The organism is Vibrio hepatarius (assembly GCF_011806575.1).
In the GTDB taxonomy this organism is placed as follows: Bacteria; Pseudomonadota; Gammaproteobacteria; order Enterobacterales; family Vibrionaceae; genus Vibrio; species Vibrio hepatarius_A.
In genome coordinates, this window is record NZ_JAATOO010000002.1 from 1 (window position 1) to 19437 (window position 19437).

Annotated in this window: 14 protein-coding genes, 1 rRNA gene and 1 other annotated feature; of the genes, 9 read left to right on the forward strand and 6 right to left on the reverse strand. The window is 46.4% G+C overall.

Features of this window, described 5'->3' with window-relative positions:
• Positions 1-39 precede the first annotated feature (39 nt).
• From HCZ42_RS01525 to rluD, 4 genes are all read right to left on the reverse strand, one after another.
• Positions 40-1594: ribosomal RNA gene (locus HCZ42_RS01525) — 16S ribosomal RNA — on the reverse strand.
• A 478-nt stretch (positions 1595-2072) separates the two neighbouring features.
• A complete protein-coding gene (gene clpB, locus HCZ42_RS01530) occupies positions 2073-4646 on the reverse strand; it encodes an ATP-dependent chaperone ClpB (protein ID WP_053410199.1) in 2574 nt (857 codons plus the stop codon).
• A 112-nt stretch (positions 4647-4758) separates the two neighbouring features.
• Entirely contained in the window at positions 4759-5487 is a 729-nt protein-coding gene (gene pgeF / locus HCZ42_RS01535; protein ID WP_167419029.1) for a peptidoglycan editing factor PgeF, read from the reverse strand.
• 2 nt (positions 5488-5489) lie between these two features.
• Complete coding sequence (gene rluD, locus HCZ42_RS01540) at positions 5490-6467, reverse strand: 23S rRNA pseudouridine(1911/1915/1917) synthase RluD (protein WP_167419030.1); 978 nt, start codon at positions 6465-6467, stop codon at positions 5490-5492.
• 134 nt (positions 6468-6601) lie between these two features.
• Between rluD and HCZ42_RS01545 the strand changes: the two genes are divergently transcribed.
• The 6 genes from HCZ42_RS01545 (at position 6602) to yjjX (ending at position 13620) form a co-directional block, all read left to right on the forward strand.
• Complete coding sequence (locus HCZ42_RS01545) at positions 6602-7327, forward strand: outer membrane protein assembly factor BamD (RefSeq protein WP_167419031.1); 726 nt, start codon at positions 6602-6604, stop codon at positions 7325-7327.
• Positions 7328-7817: 490 nt separating this feature from the next.
• Positions 7818-8147, forward strand: a complete 330-nt coding sequence (hpf, locus tag HCZ42_RS01550) for a ribosome hibernation-promoting factor, HPF/YfiA family (protein WP_053410203.1) — start codon at positions 7818-7820, stop codon at positions 8145-8147.
• A gap of 127 nt (positions 8148-8274) precedes the next feature.
• Positions 8275-8396: a sequence feature (Phe leader region), on the forward strand.
• 14 nt (positions 8397-8410) lie between these two features.
• A complete protein-coding gene (gene pheA / locus HCZ42_RS01555; protein WP_167419032.1) occupies positions 8411-9589 on the forward strand; it encodes a prephenate dehydratase in 1179 nt (392 codons plus the stop codon).
• A 162-nt stretch (positions 9590-9751) separates the two neighbouring features.
• The gene (locus tag HCZ42_RS01560; RefSeq protein ID WP_167419033.1) at positions 9752-10792 is read left to right on the forward strand and encodes a polyamine ABC transporter substrate-binding protein; all 1041 of its coding nucleotides are present in this window, start codon (positions 9752-9754) and stop codon (positions 10790-10792) included.
• Positions 10776-13121 carry a putative bifunctional diguanylate cyclase/phosphodiesterase gene (locus tag HCZ42_RS01565; protein ID WP_167419034.1) on the forward strand — a complete coding sequence of 782 codons (2346 nt, stop codon included), beginning with the start codon at positions 10776-10778 and terminating at the stop codon, positions 13119-13121. Before HCZ42_RS01560 ends, HCZ42_RS01565 begins: the two co-directional genes overlap by 17 nt.
• Positions 13087-13620 carry an inosine/xanthosine triphosphatase gene (yjjX, locus tag HCZ42_RS01570; protein WP_167419035.1) on the forward strand — a complete coding sequence of 178 codons (534 nt, stop codon included), beginning with the start codon at positions 13087-13089 and terminating at the stop codon, positions 13618-13620. Before HCZ42_RS01565 ends, yjjX begins: the two co-directional genes overlap by 35 nt.
• Positions 13621-13648: 28 nt before the next feature.
• Here the strand turns inward: yjjX and trpR are convergent, their stop codons facing one another.
• Both trpR and sltY read right to left on the reverse strand, forming a co-directional pair.
• Positions 13649-13945: a trp operon repressor gene (gene trpR / locus HCZ42_RS01575; protein ID WP_167419036.1), complete on the reverse strand. Its 297-nt coding sequence runs from the start codon at positions 13943-13945 to the stop codon at positions 13649-13651.
• A gap of 19 nt (positions 13946-13964) precedes the next feature.
• Positions 13965-15866 carry a murein transglycosylase gene (sltY, locus tag HCZ42_RS01580; RefSeq protein WP_254868875.1) on the reverse strand — a complete coding sequence of 634 codons (1902 nt, stop codon included), beginning with the start codon at positions 15864-15866 and terminating at the stop codon, positions 13965-13967.
• A 309-nt stretch (positions 15867-16175) separates the two neighbouring features.
• Here sltY and ettA point away from each other — a divergent pair, with 309 nt between their 5' ends.
• From ettA to HCZ42_RS01595, 3 genes are all read left to right on the forward strand, one after another.
• A complete protein-coding gene (ettA, locus tag HCZ42_RS01585; protein ID WP_167419038.1) occupies positions 16176-17843 on the forward strand; it encodes an energy-dependent translational throttle protein EttA in 1668 nt (555 codons plus the stop codon).
• 165 nt (positions 17844-18008) lie between these two features.
• Complete coding sequence (locus HCZ42_RS01590) at positions 18009-18380, forward strand: PilZ domain-containing protein (protein WP_167419039.1); 372 nt, start codon at positions 18009-18011, stop codon at positions 18378-18380.
• A 10-nt stretch (positions 18381-18390) separates the two neighbouring features.
• Entirely contained in the window at positions 18391-19407 is a 1017-nt protein-coding gene (locus HCZ42_RS01595; protein WP_167419040.1) for a M23 family metallopeptidase, read from the forward strand.
• Positions 19408-19437: the final 30 nt, after the last annotated feature.

Below are 19437 nucleotides of genomic sequence, written 5' to 3' on the forward strand. Positions count from 1 at the left end.
ATCAATCTGTGTGGACACTCATCGTGAGTAATCATCGTATAAGGAGGTGATCCAGCGCCAGGTTCCCCTAGCGCTACCTTGTTACGACTTCACCCCAGTCATGAACCACAAAGTGGTAAGCGTCCTCCCCGAAAGGTTAAACTACCTACTTCTTTTGCAGCCCACTCCCATGGTGTGACGGGCGGTGTGTACAAGGCCCGGGAACGTATTCACCGTGGCATTCTGATCCACGATTACTAGCGATTCCGACTTCACGGAGTCGAGTTGCAGACTCCGATCCGGACTACGACGCACTTTTTGGGATTCGCTCACTTTCGCAAGTTGGCCGCCCTCTGTATGCGCCATTGTAGCACGTGTGTAGCCCTACTCGTAAGGGCCATGATGACTTGACGTCGTCCCCACCTTCCTCCGGTTTATCACCGGCAGTCTCCCTGGAGTTCCCGACATTACTCGCTGGCAAACAAGGATAAGGGTTGCGCTCGTTGCGGGACTTAACCCAACATTTCACAACACGAGCTGACGACAGCCATGCAGCACCTGTCTCAGAGTTCCCGAAGGCACCAATCCATCTCTGGAAAGTTCTCTGGATGTCAAGAGTAGGTAAGGTTCTTCGCGTTGCATCGAATTAAACCACATGCTCCACCGCTTGTGCGGGCCCCCGTCAATTCATTTGAGTTTTAATCTTGCGACCGTACTCCCCAGGCGGTCTACTTAACGCGTTAGCTCCGAAAGCCACGGCTCAAGGCCACAACCTCCAAGTAGACATCGTTTACGGCGTGGACTACCAGGGTATCTAATCCTGTTTGCTCCCCACGCTTTCGCATCTGAGTGTCAGTATCTGTCCAGGGGGCCGCCTTCGCCACCGGTATTCCTTCAGATCTCTACGCATTTCACCGCTACACCTGAAATTCTACCCCCCTCTACAGTACTCTAGTCTGCCAGTTTCAAATGCAATTCCGAGGTTGAGCCCCGGGCTTTCACATCTGACTTAACAAACCACCTGCATGCGCTTTACGCCCAGTAATTCCGATTAACGCTCGCACCCTCCGTATTACCGCGGCTGCTGGCACGGAGTTAGCCGGTGCTTCTTCTGCAGCTAACGTCAAATCCATACGCTATTAACGCATGAACCTTCCTCACTGCTGAAAGTACTTTACAACCCGAAGGCCTTCTTCATACACGCGGCATGGCTGCATCAGGCTTGCGCCCATTGTGCAATATTCCCCACTGCTGCCTCCCGTAGGAGTCTGGACCGTGTCTCAGTTCCAGTGTGGCTGATCATCCTCTCAGACCAGCTAGGGATCGTTGCCTTGGTGAGCCCTTACCTCACCAACTAGCTAATCCCACCTGGGCATATCCTGACGCGAGAGGCCCGAAGGTCCCCCTCTTTGAGCCGAAGCTATTATGCGGTATTAGCCATCGTTTCCAATGGTTATCCCCCACATCAGGGCAATTTCCCAGGCATTACTCACCCGTCCGCCGCTCGACGCCGTTCACGTTCCCCGAAGGTTCAGTGAACTCGTTTCCGCTCGACTTGCATGTGTTAGGCCTGCCGCCAGCGTTCAATCTGAGCCATGATCAAACTCTTCAATTTAAGATTTTGTTCGGCTCAATGAATACTGAACATTACATAAAGTAATGTTTGAATTGACTGTGCTGAATCCGAAGATTCAATGGTCACTTCGTATCATTGAAACCTAATTTGAAGCCTAAGCTTCTAATTGGATTATCATCAACGAGTGCCCACACAGATTGATAGGTTTATATTGTTAAAGAGCTTTGCTCTGAGGCTTCTCAAAGCGGACGGACATTTTATCGAGATAACTTGTTGTGTCAAACACTTTTTTCGTTATTTCTTTGAAAGTAATTTCACTTAACTTTCGCCGTCTTGTTGCCTTGCTTTTCAGCTCGGTTTCCCGTGACAACGGAGGCGCATTATAGGGAGGAATTCAAAAGGCGCAATAGCAAATATGAAAAAAACTCGTATTTTGGATTTGTTCGTTCACATTTCAACCAAGCTGTATTAAAGATAAACAAAAAGGGCCTATCAAGGCCCTTTTTAGTTAACTTAATTACTGATGCGCAATGATCTGGTCGTTGCTCACCACCAACTTGATTGGCTTGTCTGGAACCACATTGCCCGCCAATATTTCTTTGGCTAGTGGGTTTTCGACACTTTGTTGGATCGCACGCTTCAATGGGCGAGCACCATATACAGGGTCGAAACCGACTTGAGCAATATGTTCGAGTGCTTTGTCTGACACCTCAAGCACAAAACCTTTCTCTTCCATTCGTGACGCTAAACGTTGCAACTGAATAGAAGCAATCGACTTGATATGGTCTTGTCCTAGAGGATGGAACACGACACTCTCATCGACGCGGTTAAGGAACTCAGGACGGAAGTGTTTGCTAACCACATCCATTACCTGCTCTTTCATACCTTCGTAATCCAGCGAACCAAAGTTCTCTTGAATACGCGTTGAACCCAAGTTAGACGTCATGATCACCACAGTATTACGGAAATCTACCGTTCTACCTTGCCCGTCAGTGAGTCGACCATCATCCAATACTTGTAGCAGAATATTAAACACGTCTGGATGTGCTTTCTCTACTTCATCAAGCAGGATGACCGAATAAGGCTTACGTCTTACCGCTTCGGTTAGGTAACCACCTTCTTCATACCCCACATAACCCGGAGGCGCACCGACCAATCTTGCCACGGAGTGTTTCTCCATGAACTCAGACATATCGATACGAACCATCGCATCTTCACTATCGAACATAAAGCTCGCCAGTGTTTTACAGAGTTCGGTTTTACCAACCCCGGTTGGACCTAAGAATAGGAACGAACCAATTGGTCGATTTGGATCAGATAGCCCCGCTCGACTACGACGAATCGCATTCGATACCACTTCCACCGCTTCGACTTGACCAATTACACGTTTGTGTAACACGTCTTCCATGCGTAGCAGTTTCTCTTTTTCTGCTTCCAGCATTTTTGAGACTGGAATCCCCGTTTGTTTAGAGAGTACTTCGGCAATTTCGTTGTCTGTAACCTTATTGCGTAACAAGGTCATCTCTTGCATTTCAGCCTGTGTCGCAAGATCGAGCTGCTTCTCTAGCTCAGGGATACGACCGTACTGAAGCTCAGACATTCTGTTCAAATCGCCCGCTCGACGTGCGAACTCCATATCCATACGCGCTTGCTCAAGCTCAGACTTGATATGCTGCGTACCCGATAGCGCTGCTTTCTCTGCGTTCCAAACTTCTTCTAACTCCGCAAACTCTCGCTCTTTCTCTGCCAACTCTTCGTTGAGCATGTTTAAGCGTTTTTCACTCGCGTCATCATGTTCGTTGTTCAGTGCCTGCTGCTCGATTTTAAGTTGGATAATTTTACGCTCCAACTTGTCCAGTGCTTCTGGTTTCGAGTCAATTTGCATCCTGATGCTAGAAGCCGCCTCATCGATCAAGTCAATCGCTTTATCCGGCAACTGACGGTCCGAAATATAACGATGTGACAAGCTTGCCGCTGCAACAATAGCAGGGTCAGTAATTTCTACGTGGTGGTGTAATTCGTAACGCTCTTTCAAACCACGCAAAATCGCCACGGTATCTTCAACCGACGGCTCATCCACCAGCACTTTTTGGAAACGACGTTCTAGCGCTGGGTCCTTTTCAATATATTGGCGATATTCATCTAATGTGGTCGCCCCGACACAATGCAGTTCACCACGAGCAAGCGCAGGCTTAAGCATATTACCGGCATCCATCGAGCCTTCGCCTTTACCCGCACCGACCATAGTATGCACTTCGTCGATAAAGAGGATGACGTTGCCCTCTTCTTTTGCCAATTCGTTAAGGACCGATTTCAAGCGTTCTTCGAATTCACCACGGTATTTAGCACCAGCCACCAACGCGCCCATATCCAACGCTAGTACGCGTCGGCCACGAAGTCCTTCCGGAACTTCGTTATTAATGATGCGCTGAGCAAGCCCTTCAACAATGGCCGTTTTACCAACACCAGGCTCACCGATGATCACCGGGTTGTTTTTGGTACGACGTTGTAGCACTTGAATAGTGCGACGGATTTCATCGTCACGACCGATCACAGGATCCAGTTTGCCTTGCTCTGCTCGTTCGGTCAGGTCAATGGTGAACTTCTCAAGCGCTTGGCGAAGCTCTTCCGCATTAGGGTCATTCACTTTCTGACCACCACGCACTTTATCGATCGCTTCGCTGATCTTCGCTTCGGTTAGACCTTGCTCTTTTAGCAATGCACCTAATGGACCACGATCCTCGATCGCCGCCAGCAAAAAGATTTCTGATGAGATATAGGTATCTTGGCGCTTTTGCGCGACCTTATCACACAGGTTAAAAAGCGTGCCCATTGAGCTAGAAAGCTGTACGTCCCCACCAATACCACTCACTTTTGGTAATCGGTCGAGGATTTCGCTCAATTTAGATCGTAGTTGAGTCACATCGACATTAAGCATAGTTAGCAATGGGCGGATCGGGCTACCATCCTGATCCATTAATGCCACCATCAGGTGTACCGGTTCGATGTATTGATGGTCGCGGCCTAACGCCAACGATTGAGCGTCAGATATCGCGATTTGAAATTTACTTGTGAATCTGTCAAGACGCATATCTACCTTCCTAACCTCAAATAGAAGAATTCTTTAGTCAGTTAGAAAGATGGTTACGTCAGCAAAGATTTTCAAGGGGAATAAATCGCTTCCCCTAAAATTTAGGAGGGTATTATTGCTCGATCCAGATAAAACTTGCTTGGCGGCCAGTTTTACCGTCTCGGCGGTAAGAGTAAAAACGCTCTGCGTCGTTGTAGGTACATAAATCACTGTAGTAAACCGCTGTCACTCCCGCTTTATTCAAACGTTGAGTCACCAGCATGTTCATATCAGCGAGCCATTTACCCTTGGTGTTTTTTGGCGTAAACGCTTTTTCGGCTTGAGAGTCAAACGCGCAAAACGCATCCAGTACATCTTTACCGACTTCAAATGCGCTCTGAGCAATCGCAGGGCCAATCCACGCCATCACCTCACCGTCAAACTTTTGCAGAGCTTGTTCAACGATGCCACCGGCTAAACCTCGCCAACCCGCATGCACCGCCGCTACTTGGGTTCCTGTCGTGTTGGTGAGTAATACCGGTAAACAATCAGCGGTCATAGCACTACAAACCACATTCGCAGATTGTGTAAATAAACCATCTGCATCTAGAACCTCGTCGGTCGGAGAGCTGGTTTCTAATACAAGCGTCGAATGAGTTTGATTAAGCCAAATTGGTCGTGATGGCATATTGGCATGTTCAAACAACCACTGGCGGTTATTCGCAACGATAGCGGCATCATCCCCAACATGGCTACCAAGGTTTAAACCTTGATAGGGCGCATCAGAGAAACCACCAATGCGAGTCGACGCAAAAGCTTTAATATTGCTCGGTGCTGGCCAGTTAGGGACGATCATTTCCATGCTTAGTAATCTTCTTCCAAGCCGTGCTCTTGCGTATCTTGACGAAGCGCTTCTGCCATTGCAACCATGTCATCAGGTACATCAGCATGAAACTCTAATTGTTCGCCAGTCACTGGATGTTCAAACCTTAGCATCACCGCATGAAGTGCCTGACGGTCGAAGCTACGGATCTTCTCCGCCAACTCCTCCGTCGCGCCAGATGGAATACGTGCGCGACCACCATAGGCAGTATCGCCCAACAGCGGATGTTGCAAGTAAGCCATGTGCACACGAATTTGGTGCGTACGACCAGTTTCCAGACGCAGACGAATACGAGTATGTTCGCGGAAATGCTCCGCTACTCGGTAGTGTGTCACCGCTGGCTTGCCCATTGGGGTCACTGCCATCAGAGTACGTTTGGTAGAATGGCGACCAATTGGCTGCTCTACCTTACCACCTGCAGTCATACGACCAATCGCAATTGCTTCGTATTCACGAGTGATATTGCGTTTTTGTAGCGCACGAACCAAACGCGTTTGCGCTGGGACCGTTTTCGCTACCACCATAAGACCCGTGGTATCTTTATCTAGACGATGGACAATACCTGCACGCGGCACTTCTGCAATCGCTGGGTAATGGTGCAATAGCGCATTTAACACTGTGCCATCCGGAGTGCCTGCACCTGGATGAACCACGAAATCGCGCGGTTTGTTGATGACAATAATGTCGTCATCTTCGTAGACGATATCCAAAGGAATGTCTTGCGCTTCCCAGCGCTCTTCATCTTCAAGTTCCGCTTGCAGTGTAATGACCTCACCGCCCATCACCTTAGTACGGGGTTTCTTGACAACTTCACCATCGACTTGGACTTTACCTTCCAAAAGCCACTCTTTTAGACGAGAGCGAGAGAAGTCGGCGAATAATTCGGCGATAGCTTGGTCAAGACGCTGACCTAATTGGCTATCTTTAATTGTGTTGGTTAATTCAATCTGCTGAGCCATGTCGAACTTTTTTAAAAACTGAGAGACTAATCGTCACTACTGTGGAAAAATATAATATTTGGACATTGTATCTGTTACCGTCCAGAAAGTAACGGAAGCAACGAAATATTTATCTGAAGGAACTGAATCCTGACATGAAAAAGCATACCTTATCTGGCTTATTGGCGTTATCAGTACTGGTTGGCTGCTCAAGCAGCGACGAGGTCGTCCCAGATGTTCCTCCATCAGAGCTTTACTCAGAAGCTCAAGTCGCACTGCAAAGTGGCAATTGGCTATCCGCAATCAGCCAGCTAGAAGCTTTAGACTCTCGTTACCCATTTGGTGCTTATTCAGATCAAGTTCAACTCGACCTTATCTACGCTTACTACAAAAATGACGATTTAGCACTGGGTCTAGCAACTATTGAGCGCTTCACTCGCTTAAACCCTACCCACGAGAAGTTGGACTGGGTGCTATATATGCGTGGTCTGACTCACATGGCGCAAGACCGCAACTTTATGCACGACCTATTTAACATTGACCGTGCTGACCGAGACCCTGAGCCAGTCAAAAAAGCGTTCGCAGACTTCAAACGTTTATTAGAACGTTACCCAACCAGCCCATATGCCCAAGATGCGCAGAAACGCATGTACGCACTTAAAAACCGTCTTGCGGAATACGATTTAGCGACAGCAGATTTCTACTTACGACGTGAAGCTTGGATCGCGGCGATTAATCGTGCTCAAGAACTACAGAAAACTTACCCAGACACAGAAGCGGCGCGTAAGTCGCTAGACATCCAACTGGAAGCATACAAAGAGCTTGGATTGACAGACGCCATTGAACGAACAAAGAAGCTGATGGAACTCAATCCACACTAAACTACAAAGTTCACAACGTTAAAGCCGCCTACTCTTAGGCGGTTTTTTTGTATTTTGGCGGAGCGAAAACGTTGTGAAATCGATAAATCCAGGCACGATACTGTATCAATGCGGCCAAACATATCGCACAACATTCATCGGCTTAAACAGCTGTAAGATGAAACTTGAAAAAGAGAAGAAATGAACTGGAAAACGTTCTGGAAGATAATTCACATTTTGAATTGTTTAATCTTCACTCAATGACTTTTATTGAGCCGAATCCCGCCCCTAAAAAGTAGAAGATTTTTAGTAACTTACTCTTTCCAATCTAATGAGTTTTTTCCTCAAAACAAGCTTTTTTATCCATAAACACAACTACTCTTTGAGTTGGATCACGTTTAAATTTAGTCGGTAAAACGCCCCACCAAATAATGATCTACGTCACATTATTTTGTGATGGGATGGGTAATCTGGAGTTAACCCATGAGGGATTACACAGAGGAAAACATATATGAAAGTAAACATCACTGGTAAAAACATCGACATCACCTCTGCAATCCGTGCTCACATTGAGAGCAAGTTTAAAAAACTAGAAAAGTGGCAAGTAGACATCATCGGTTGTCAGGCAAGCTTCAGCGAGGAGCCGAATAAACAGAAGAAATTTGAAGCTGTCATCACCGTACCAAAAGGCAAACTTGTTGCTTCAGCAGTACATGAAGATTTATACGCTGCCGTTAATGAGGTAGAACAGAAACTAGAACGTCAGCTAAACAAACTACGCCATAAACCAGAAGCTCGCCGAGCGGATAAGCCGGAGCTGGAAGAGGCAGAAACAGAGTAATCCTTGTAAGAATGCTCAATTCGCAGAGGAATCAAGAAGTAGCGCCGAAAGGCGCTATTTTTTTGCTTGACGCTCCATGAGCGGTTGCTTATTGTGTTTGCAGCTTAATTGAAAAGTAACGCATTATGACACCAACTATTCTGTTCTTTTTTGACTTCTTTTTTCTCCATTAACCCTGGAGGCTCTCTCGTTTTCGAAAGATAAGTCAAGAACGAACAGAAGGCCTCCCAAACGGGAGGCTTTTTTATTTTAAGGAATACAGGATGACTGAACAAAAATACTCTCTTGAAGAGATACGCTTGAGACTTAATGAGCTTGATGACCAGCTATTAAAGCTGCTCTCTGAGCGCAGAAAGATGAGTATTGAAGTCGCCAAAAGTAAAGTGGAAACCTCTAAGCCAGTGCGTGACGCCTCCCGAGAACAACAGTTGCTGGTTAAACTCATCAATGCTGGTCGTGATAAATACGAGCTAGACGCGCAGTACATCACCAAGCTATTCCACACCATCATTGAAGATTCGGTTCTACTTCAACAGTCGTACTTACAAAACCTTGCCAATCCAGAACTCAGCCGTAAACCTTTGGCGCGCGTTGCGTTCTTAGGCTCGAAAGGCTCCTACTCTCACCTAGCGAGTCGTGAATTCTTTAGCCGCAAGAACACCGAACTAATCGAGCTCAACTGCGAACAGTTTAAAGAAGTCGCTAGTACGGTTGAGTCCGGTCATGCCGATTACGGTGTACTACCGATTGAGAACACCAGCTCAGGCTCTATCAACGAAGTTTACGACTTACTACAACACACCACGTTATACATCGTCGGTGAACTGACACTACCGATAGAACATTGCTTGGTGGCAACATCAGACATTCGTTTGGAAGAGATTAAAACGCTTTACTCTCACCCTCAGCCTTACCAACAGTGCAGCGAATTTTTGAGCAAACTGAAAGGCGTGAAACTTGAGTCATGTGCAAGCACAGCTGATGCTATGCGTAAAGTTCAAGAATTAAACCGTAGCGATGTCGCTGCAATTGGAAACTCTTCAAGTGGCAAGCTGTACGGCTTACAAGCGATCCAAAACAACATTGCTAACCAAACAGAAAACCACACCCGCTTTATTGTTGTTGCGCGTAAACCAGTCGAAGTATCGGCACAAATCCCTGCGAAAACCACGCTAATCATGTCAACATCGCAGGATGCTGGTTCACTGGTTGAAACTTTACTGGTGCTTCAACGCTATGGAATTAACATGACGAAACTTGAGTCTCGTCCAATTATGGGCAATCCATGGGAAGAAATGTTCTATGTTGATCTAGAGTCTCATTTGGACTCAGAAGAGATGCAGCAAGCCCTCAATGGACTAACCAAGATCACAAAACACCTGAAAGTTCTTGGGTGCTATCCGAGTGAAAATGTGAAACCGACGCAAATTAAGTTGCAGTAAAATAACTCTACCGAGTTCAAATAATTCCATTCTTTAGCTGACACCTCTAATCGATGCTCTTACTATTCGTGGTTTAAGTTGCATATTAGTTGTGTGTCAGCCTAATAACTGACGCTGATAAGCATTGTTCGACGTAATTGTTAAGGGTGCCAAGCAGTCAGTATGAAAACCTCATTCCCACTTATTCTTCTCTTTGTTTCATTTTTTAGCGTTGCTGGTAAAACACCACTCAACGTCTATCTGTGGGAAGATACCCTTTCTCCTCAAGTCGTCGAACTTTGGGAGCGCAGCAATAACTACCAAATTCAACGCGCCCATTTCGACAACGACGACGAACGCAGTTTACTGATGATGAAAAGCGTTCAGTTACCTTTTGATATCGTAGTACTGGATAACGTTTCAGCGCAAATCTATGGCCGACAAGGGATCTTCGAAGACCTATCTAAACTGCCGAATAGAAAACACAACGCAGCCAAATGGAACCAAGCGTGCGGCACTCACGCCGTGCCTTACTTTTGGGGCACGGTAGGAATCGCGTATCGTAAAGACCTGATTGCCAATCCTCCTAAAACATGGGGGGAGTTTGTCCATCCACCAGCCGAGCTAGAAGGCCGAATCGGTATGATCAACGACAGCGTCGAGACCTTCTTACCGCTGTTTTATAGCTTAGGCATTGCCCCAACAACTGAAGATGTCTCTGAGATTCAGTCTGCCTATGAAGCTCTCCAACGCTTTAGCGAAAAAGTCCTGACGTTCGATTACATCCTGAGCTACATCCGCAGCCAGAAAAATTACGACAAGCTACAAATGGCACTGGCATACAGCGGCGACCAACATTCGTTGAATCGCTTTTTTACTGGCAACAATTGGGACTTTTCGGTTCCAGATGGTGAGCTTTACATTTGGGTCGATTGTCTAGCCGTCAGCAGCCATTCAGAAAACAAACGCGCCGCAATCTCGTTTTTGAACCATCTTTCAGATCCCGAAAACGCTGCAAAGAATGCAATCCATATCAAAGCTGCAACGCCCAATTTAAGTGCACTAAAACTAATGCCAGATTGGTACCTAAATGATGCATCATTGTTCCCAGGTGAAGAAAGAGTCGCCAACGCTCATATCGACAGCGAACTTTCGGCACAAAATATTAGCCTAAGAACAAAAATAATTAATCGTATTCTTAAACGTCATGAAGCTCAGTACTAGAGTTCTGTTACTAGTCACGCCAGTCATTCTCCTTAGTGCTGCTGTTTCTAGCTACAGCATATACTCGAACCAAAAAGAAACTCTGATCAAGCGCGAAAACAGTTACTTACAACTGACAATGGAAAAGCTTGCGGGACACTTTCGTCAGTCAGTTTCCTTAATCAATAGTTACTCATTAACGCTCATTAAAAGCGACATCATCCGCCATTACTTTGGTCAGCCAGAAAATCCCTACCGAGAAATGAAGCTGATCGAAAGCCTGCAAACCACAATTGATGACTTACAACCTAACCAACAAGATGCACTCGCAGTCGCTATTGTCGACAGCAACGAAAAAGTGAAGTTCTTTGCCGATAACCAAAGTGATCCTTTTGGCACTTTAGATGAAAACGTACTGACTTACGTAAAGTACATGTATAAGCACACCGGAGAACTCTCTCACACTGGCTTTGCGCACAATTTTCAAGGGCAGAGTATTCTGATCCGTTACGATGTGCTGGACAAAAACACTCTAACCTCTCCGCTGAGCTACAATAAAGACCAAATTTTTTTCGTCATCGTTTCGTTGTCGCTCGAAAAGTTTGACCAACTAAAACACGTTCTCGAGTTTGATAACGACAGCAGCATCTATTTTTCTCTTGAACCGGTAAAAAAGCCCGGCTTAACGCAGTCTGTTGAATTGAAACCCAACCTGTATGCGGTACTCGACCCTGCGCAGTACTTGTTGGATGAGCAACTGAGTAAGATTGAAAACAAGCTCCTGATTGCTTTCGGTGCATCAGCGTTAACGACGGTGATTATCTTATTACTACTGCTTTACCAACACGTCATCAAACCGATTACCCGCCTAGACCACCAACTTAGAGAAGTCGAGCAGCAACGACGCATTAACATTGATCGCTTACCAACCGATAACGAAATTGGTCGTCTGTCGGTCCGTTTCTACGATATGTACCGCGAGCTCAACTCAAGCTACCAAAAAACCAAAGCGATGGCCGAAAATGACCATCTGACACAGTTGGCTAACCGCTATCAATTTCAAACCTTTGTCAGCCGAAACATCGCCAATAAAATGCTCAACACCCGAGCTTGGATTCTCTATATCGACCTAGACAACTTTAAGTACGTCAACGACAAGTACGGCCATAACGTTGGCGACAAGCTGCTGGTGAGCTTTGCCGAACACATCAAACAAAGCTGTCTCGAGTTCGAGCGTAATTTTGGCATTAAGTGTCTTGCTGCGCGTTTATCGGGTGACGAGTTTGCTATCTTCATTTCTTCTTCTCATCGTTCGAGCTACGCCGAGCAGATGGCGAATGAAGTGCTCGACCCAATTCAAAATAGCACTAACTCTCCGCTTGGCAACTTGCCCATTACCGCCAGTGTCGGCATTGCGTCTTACCCGAAAGATGGCCATGACCTCACCACTCTGCTATCAAACGCCGATACCGCGATGTATCAAGCCAAGCGTGCGGGTAAAAACCAAGTCGCGCACTATTCTAAAGAACTCGACCAAGTGGTTAAACGCCGGACGCAAATCGAGCGAGCGCTACGTAACGGTGACCTCGATAAAGAATTTACCCTGATGTACCAACCATACTTTGACCGCAGCGGTAAGGAAGTCAAAGGATTAGAAGCCCTGTTACGTTGGGAATCAAAAAAGCTAGGTAATATTCCTCCGAGTGAGTTCATTCCTATTTCAGAGCAAATTGGCTTATTCGGCTCTATTGACCGCTGGGTGGTTAAACAAGCGTTCCTCGATTTTGAAGCGATCCAAGCGTGCTTTACTCAACCAGTGCAGATTTCAATTAACCTCTCCTCAGCAGAGCTGGATTCTTTACAGCTCGCCCAAGACATTAAGGCGTTGTCTCGACAATACAAAGTCCAGCCGTATTTGATTGATTTTGAGATCACCGAAACCTTCGCGTCTGACTCGCAAAGCTTCCTGCTACTGCACAAATTATCTCAGGCAGGCTTTAAGTTGACGATTGATGACTTTGGTTCTGGCTACACCTCTATCACCCAATTGGTCGAATACCCAGTGCAAAAAATTAAGTTCGACCGCGAGTTTTTAGGCACCTTGATCAAGACTAATAATCAAGCCGTCGTCAAACCTCTGGTTGACCTTTGTCATTCACAATCTATGCTAGTAACCGCAGAAGGTATCGAGTCCCAAGAGATGCACACTTGGTTGGCCGAAAATCAGTGTGATTACATGCAGGGCTACTATTTATCGGCCCCGTTGTCACTCGAACAGCTGCAAGCCAATAGCCCAAAGATGAAAGGAATGATTGATGTCAGTGAAGAAAGTCGTCGTCGCTTCGCTTAACCCAGCCAAAATCAACGCGGTTAAGAGCGCGTTTCAATCTGCATTTCCACAGCAAGCTTGTGAATTTATTGGTGTCAGCGTCGAAAGTGAAGTCGACGACCAGCCAATGAGTGATGAAGAAACCCGAGACGGTGCGCTTAATCGTGTTAAAAATGCCAAGGTCTCACTACCAAACGCTGACTATTACGTCGGTTTAGAGGCAGGGATTGAAGATAATGTTACCTTTGCCTGGATGATTATTGAATCAGATACTCACCGAGGAGAGTCTCGTTCCGCAAGCTTAATGCTGCCGCCGCTGGTGATTGAAAAGCTCGATCACGCCAATGAACTAGGCGATGTGATGGATGAGGTGTTTGGCACTGAAAATATCAAACAAAAAGGCGGAGCGATTAGTCTGCTCACTCAAGACTTACTTACCCGCAGCAGCGTCTACCACCAAGCATTGATCTTGGCGTTAATTCCTTTTACCAACCCAGAGCACTTTCCTGCCAACTTATAAAAAAGGTGCCGATTTGGCACCTTTTTATTTACTTACGTTCCAGCAATTGAATGATCACACTCTTTTCTTGCTCGGACTTTGATTTTAATTCATTCGATCCACGTGTGATGGTTGCAATCCCGACGCCGAGTAACTGGCTAATCTGCCTTTGTGAAAGTTCACCTTTCAGCAGCTCACGAAAGATGTTTACCCTTGAAATCAGAGACTCTCTCTCATCAGGGCTGAGCAACATAGTTAACAACATTTCATGCTGATTGGTTGCCGTACTTTCTTTGACTAAATCTAATATTTCCTGCCACTCAGTGTACTCAGGTTGTGTTGCCATCTTTTCTCCGCCTAGGAATTTAATACCTGGTATCGACCTCATTTTGGTTCAAAAACGCACCATCGACATTCAAGAGATCACGATAGTAGGTTTCGAACATCAAAATGTTTTGCACGTAACCACGGGTTTCATTGAACGGTATCGCCTCAATGAAAGCATAGGCATCCAACTTGCCTTGTGTACGTTCGCGCCAGGTTTTGACTCGATGTGGACCCGCATTATACGCAGCAAACGCAAAAATTCGATTGTTATCGTATTGCTCCAACAAACCTTTTAAGTAGTGGCTACCAATCTCGATATTTTTGCCTACTTCATATAAGTCGTTACTGCTATCGTAGCTTAGTTCGTATTTACGCGCGGTATATTTCGCCGTTGAAGGCATGATTTGCATAATACCACGTGCACCAACCGGAGACTTCGCTTCGATGTCCATCGCGCTTTCCTGACGAGCCAACGACATCAAAGTAATCGGGTCGATGCTGTGCTTTTCGCCATAGAAATTAAACCACCAGCGGTGAGCAATCGGGAAACGCAGCTTCAGGTTATCCCACATTTTCGCCTTGATACTGGCAGTAACCGTTAAATGGTGCCAACGTTTATAGGAAGCATACGCCGCCAACATCTCTTTTTGTTCTTCATTTGCTCGTGCCAGCAACCAGTACCATTCACTTTTTGCCGCAGCAATTTTATCGCGCTCGATCAGCTCTTCAATTCGCACCAAAGACGAGTTAAACGGCTTAATAACCGCCTTGTTTAATTTCACCGTAGACACTGGGTAATCGATCGATCGCTTGATCTCTTTCGCCGCCGCAACGCTGTAGAAGTTACGTTGGCCTACCAGTTTTTCAAGTCGTTGATGGCCTTTCTGTGCCTCTCCAGTTGCCACTTCACTTCTGCCCAGCCAGTATTGCCAACGCAATGAGCTCTGTAGCTCTGGAGGCATACGCGCAATCCAGTCCATGACACCTTGCCAGTCCATCTCTTGAATCGCCAAACGCGTTCTACGTTCCAGCAACGATGAGTTAGCAGAATCAGCAATCGCGCTATCTCGCCATTGTGCTAGCTCGGCAGAGTCGGTATTGATCAGACGAATCGCCAGATAATCGGCAATGGATTGGCTCTGTTTCTTTGTCAGTTTCTGCGCTTTGACTACGCCGTCAAAGAGTTCCTGAGCTTGTTTCACATCTTTACGCGCCAGTTTTTTCAAACCGAGTATGGTTTGCTGCTGATAAAATTCACTCGCGTCATGTTGGCGGGCAAACTCAAGTACACTCTCTGGTTTGGTGAACAGCGCTTTCATATCTGTGGCTTGCTGCTTGGCTTGGTCCGATTTGAGTAGTTTTTGTAGGTAATTCATCAAAGCGCCATTACGCGCCTCAAATGCCAGCAGCATACGTTCCATCACTTGCGAGTCGGTTCTTAAACCAGCGTCATCCCAAGCGGTAAATAGTGGGTCACAGGCACCTGAAACGCTGCTACCGGATAGCCAGAGTTTCTCAGCGCCTTTAAACGCTTCATCTTGCTTGCCTTGCTGGTATAGCGCGTTGTAGTAATGGCACTGGTAAGTCTCACCTGCCGGCTCGTGCTGTTGAAACTCAAGTAGCCTTGCCCACTGTTCTTGAGAGGCTAACTGACTGAGGTAAGGCGCACTGATTCGTCTGGAAAACGGAAAAGCCTTATGCGACTCGATAAACTGCTCGACTTCCGCTGGCGAGCGATCGCCTATATCGACTAAAAACGCACGGTAATCCACATAAGGCGTTAGCGGATAATCTTTAATTTGATTGCGAATTGTCTGGTACTTAGCAACATCTCTTGCGTCTAAGAGCTCTTGCGCTTGATCGTAAATATCACGTTGTTGCTGAAGAGTCATAGCCACAGCAGAGGTGGCATAACTTGCGCTGCAAACCATCGATGTCATAACCAACAGCGATGAAGGAATGCGATGCAGCGACTTTGAAAGCGTCGACACCATGTTTCTCTTCCCATTGAGAGTAGTGAAATGAATCCCTAATTAAGCTCATTGTAAGCCGTGCTGTAAAGTGAGATGGCGAAAATAAAAATAATTTCACATTACTGTGACATTCGACGAGCCTCACTAAATATTTACTGCCTGAATCATCAACTAAATTAATGATTTTTGTCGTAACCGTTTTCAGGGTAACAAACGCTATCATCTTGGTATAAAATGTCGGTTTACCGTGAATTGAAATGTTAGGAACGATCGGCAATGGCTGAATACGTATATACGATGTCGCGCGTGAGCAAAATTGTGCCACCAAAGCGACAAATTCTTAAAGACATCTCTCTGAGCTTCTTCCCTGGCGCAAAAATTGGTGTGTTAGGTCTAAACGGTGCAGGTAAATCGACACTTCTACGCATCATGGCGGGTATCGATACCGACATCGATGGTGAAGCACGTCCACAACCTGGCCTGAACGTCGGTTACCTACCGCAGGAGCCAGTGTTAGACGAATCTAAAACCGTTCGCGAAGTGGTTGAAGAAGCGGTCGCAGACGTTGCGCACGCGCTAAAACGTCTGGATGAAGTATACGCAGCTTACGCTGAAGAAGACGCTGACTTTGATGCACTGGCAAAAGAACAAGGTGAACTGGAAGCGCTGATCCAAGCAAAAGACGGTCACAACCTAGACAACACGCTAGAACGCGCTGCAGATGCTCTCCGTCTTCCAGAGTGGGACCAAAAAATTGCCCACCTTTCTGGTGGTGAGCGCCGCCGTGTCGCAATCTGTCGTCTACTACTCGAAAAGCCAGACATGCTGCTACTCGACGAACCGACCAACCACTTGGACGCAGAGTCTGTTGCATGGCTAGAACGCTTCCTGGTGGATTACACAGGTACTGTCGTAGCGATTACCCACGACCGTTACTTCCTAGATAACGCAGCGGGTTGGATTCTTGAACTTGACCGTGGTGAAGGTATTCCATGGGAAGGTAACTACACGTCATGGCTTGAGCAAAAAGATGCGCGTCTACAACAAGAAGCATCGCAAGAAAGCGCTCGTCAAAAGACCATCGAGAAAGAACTGGAATGGGTACGTAAGAACCCTAAAGGTCGTCAGGCAAAATCTAAAGCGCGTATGGCTCGCTTTGAAGAACTGCAAAGTACTGACCACCAAAAGCGTAACGAAACGAACGAACTGTTTATCCCGCCAGGTGAGCGTCTAGGTGACAAGGTTATCGAAGTAAATAACCTAACCAAGTCATTCGACGGTCGCGTACTGATTGATGACCTATCATTCAGCATCCCTAAAGGTGCGATCGTCGGTATCATCGGTGCCAACGGTGCTGGTAAATCGACGCTATTTAAGATGCTAAGTGGCACTGAACAACCTGACTCAGGTACGATTGAGATGGGTGATACGGTGAAACTGGCGTCTGTTGAGCAGTTCCGTGACTCGATGAACGATAAGAACACCGTGTTCCAAGAGATCTCTGAAGGCGCTGATATTATTAAGATCAACAACTTCGAAATCCCAGCGCGTGCTTACTGTTCACGTTTCAACTTCAAAGGCTCTGACCAACAGAAGATCATCGGCGAACTGTCTGGTGGTGAACGTAACCGTGTCCATCTAGCAAAACTGCTTAAAGCGGGCGGTAACGTATTGCTACTTGATGAACCGACCAACGACCTTGACGTTGAAACACTGCGTGCGCTTGAGGAAGCACTGCTTGAATTCCCAGGCTGTGCCATGGTTATCTCGCACGACCGCTGGTTCCTTGACCGTATTGCAACGCACATCATCGACTACCGCGATGAAGGCCAAGTTAACTTCTACGAAGGTAACTACACGGAATACATGGAATGGCTGAAGAAGACCCTTGGTCCAGAAGCAGCAGAACCACACCGCATCAAATACAAGCGTATCGCAAAATAATACGCTTGAATTATGTGCAAAGGCCGCTTAAATTAGCGGCCTTTATTATTTGCCTCGCATAACCGAGAATTTCGCTGTCGAGTGTAAATAATTATTGCGAAGCCCTCTGCATAGCGACTAACCTTATTTTGATAATCTAATAATTTCAAGCTAAGAGAGATAACTATGTCAGAGCGACGCCGTTTTTCACGCATTGTCTACCGCACTCCTGCCATCGTTGTACAAGGCGAGCTGACGATCAATGCGTCGATTAGTGATCTGTCATTGCACGGTTTACTTATCACATGCGATCAAGCCAACAAGCTTAATCTCGACAAGCAAATTGATGTAGAATTTGCGCTTTTAGGTAGTGATATCACTATCCAGCTTACCGGCAACATCGTCGAAATTAATAATAATATGATTCGTCTCAGCATTGATCATATTGATATTGAAAGTATTGGATACCTGAAGCGTTTAGTTGAACTCAATGTCGGTGACGACGAGTTGCTCTACAGGGATATAGAGCACTTATCCGAACTGGGTGAACACACTTAACGAACAACTTATGTCTAGAAAAATTACTATCTCCATTCCCGGCTCTAATGGTGAGACTCGCTTTTACCTTTCACGCCCTGTTTTCGCCGTTACTCTTAGCGCTTTACTCGCGTCAATTGTCTCAGGAGCGGTCTATGTCCATGGCAATATTGAAAAAGACCAAATCGCACAAGCAAAGTACCACGCGCTGATCGACAAACTCAGCCAAGTGGAAAAAGAGAAAGACGACCTTGAGCAGCTCTATACCGCGCAAGTGGGTGAAACCCATTCACTCTCGCAAGAGCTAGAAGATAAAAACAACATGATCAACATCTTAGGCCGACGAGTTTACGATGTTGAATCTGCGCTCGGTCTTGCTGATCCGTTTGCGAATGAAGAAAGCAGTTTAGAAAACCGTCTTGATGCAGCCGCGGTTGATTCTGCGGTACGTGCAACGCTGTTTCGCATGATTCCTAACGACACGCCGATCGATTATCAACGCATCTCATCCTCTTATGGCAGACGTACCAACCCAATTACTGGCAAGCGTCACACTCATACCGGTATCGATTTAACCTGTGACCGTGGTGACCCGATTTACGCCCCTGCTGACGCCGTTGTAGAAACGGTTCGCCCAAGCTCCAAAGGCTTCGGTAACTTCCTGACGCTCAGACACTCTTTTGGCTTTATGAGCTCATACGCACATCTGTCCAAATTCAAGGTACGTAGCGGACAGTTTGTCAGTAAAGGGGACTTGATCGCTACCTGTGGTAACTCGGGTAACTCTACCGGCCCACACCTTCATTACGAAGTACGCTTTTTGGGTCGCCCATTGAACCCTCGCTACACCATGGAATGGACACCAGACAACTTCAACTATCTGTTTGAAAAAGAGAAGACGGTAAAATGGGCACCATTGGTAGACTTGATTGATAACACAGTGCGACTACAGATCAATTTGACCAATAACCCATACGTTGAAAACAACGTGAATACGGTTAAAAACGAAGAAACGCCCGCAGAAACAGAAATTACCAGCGTGCAATAATAAAAAAAAGAGCTGCCATTGGCAGCTCTT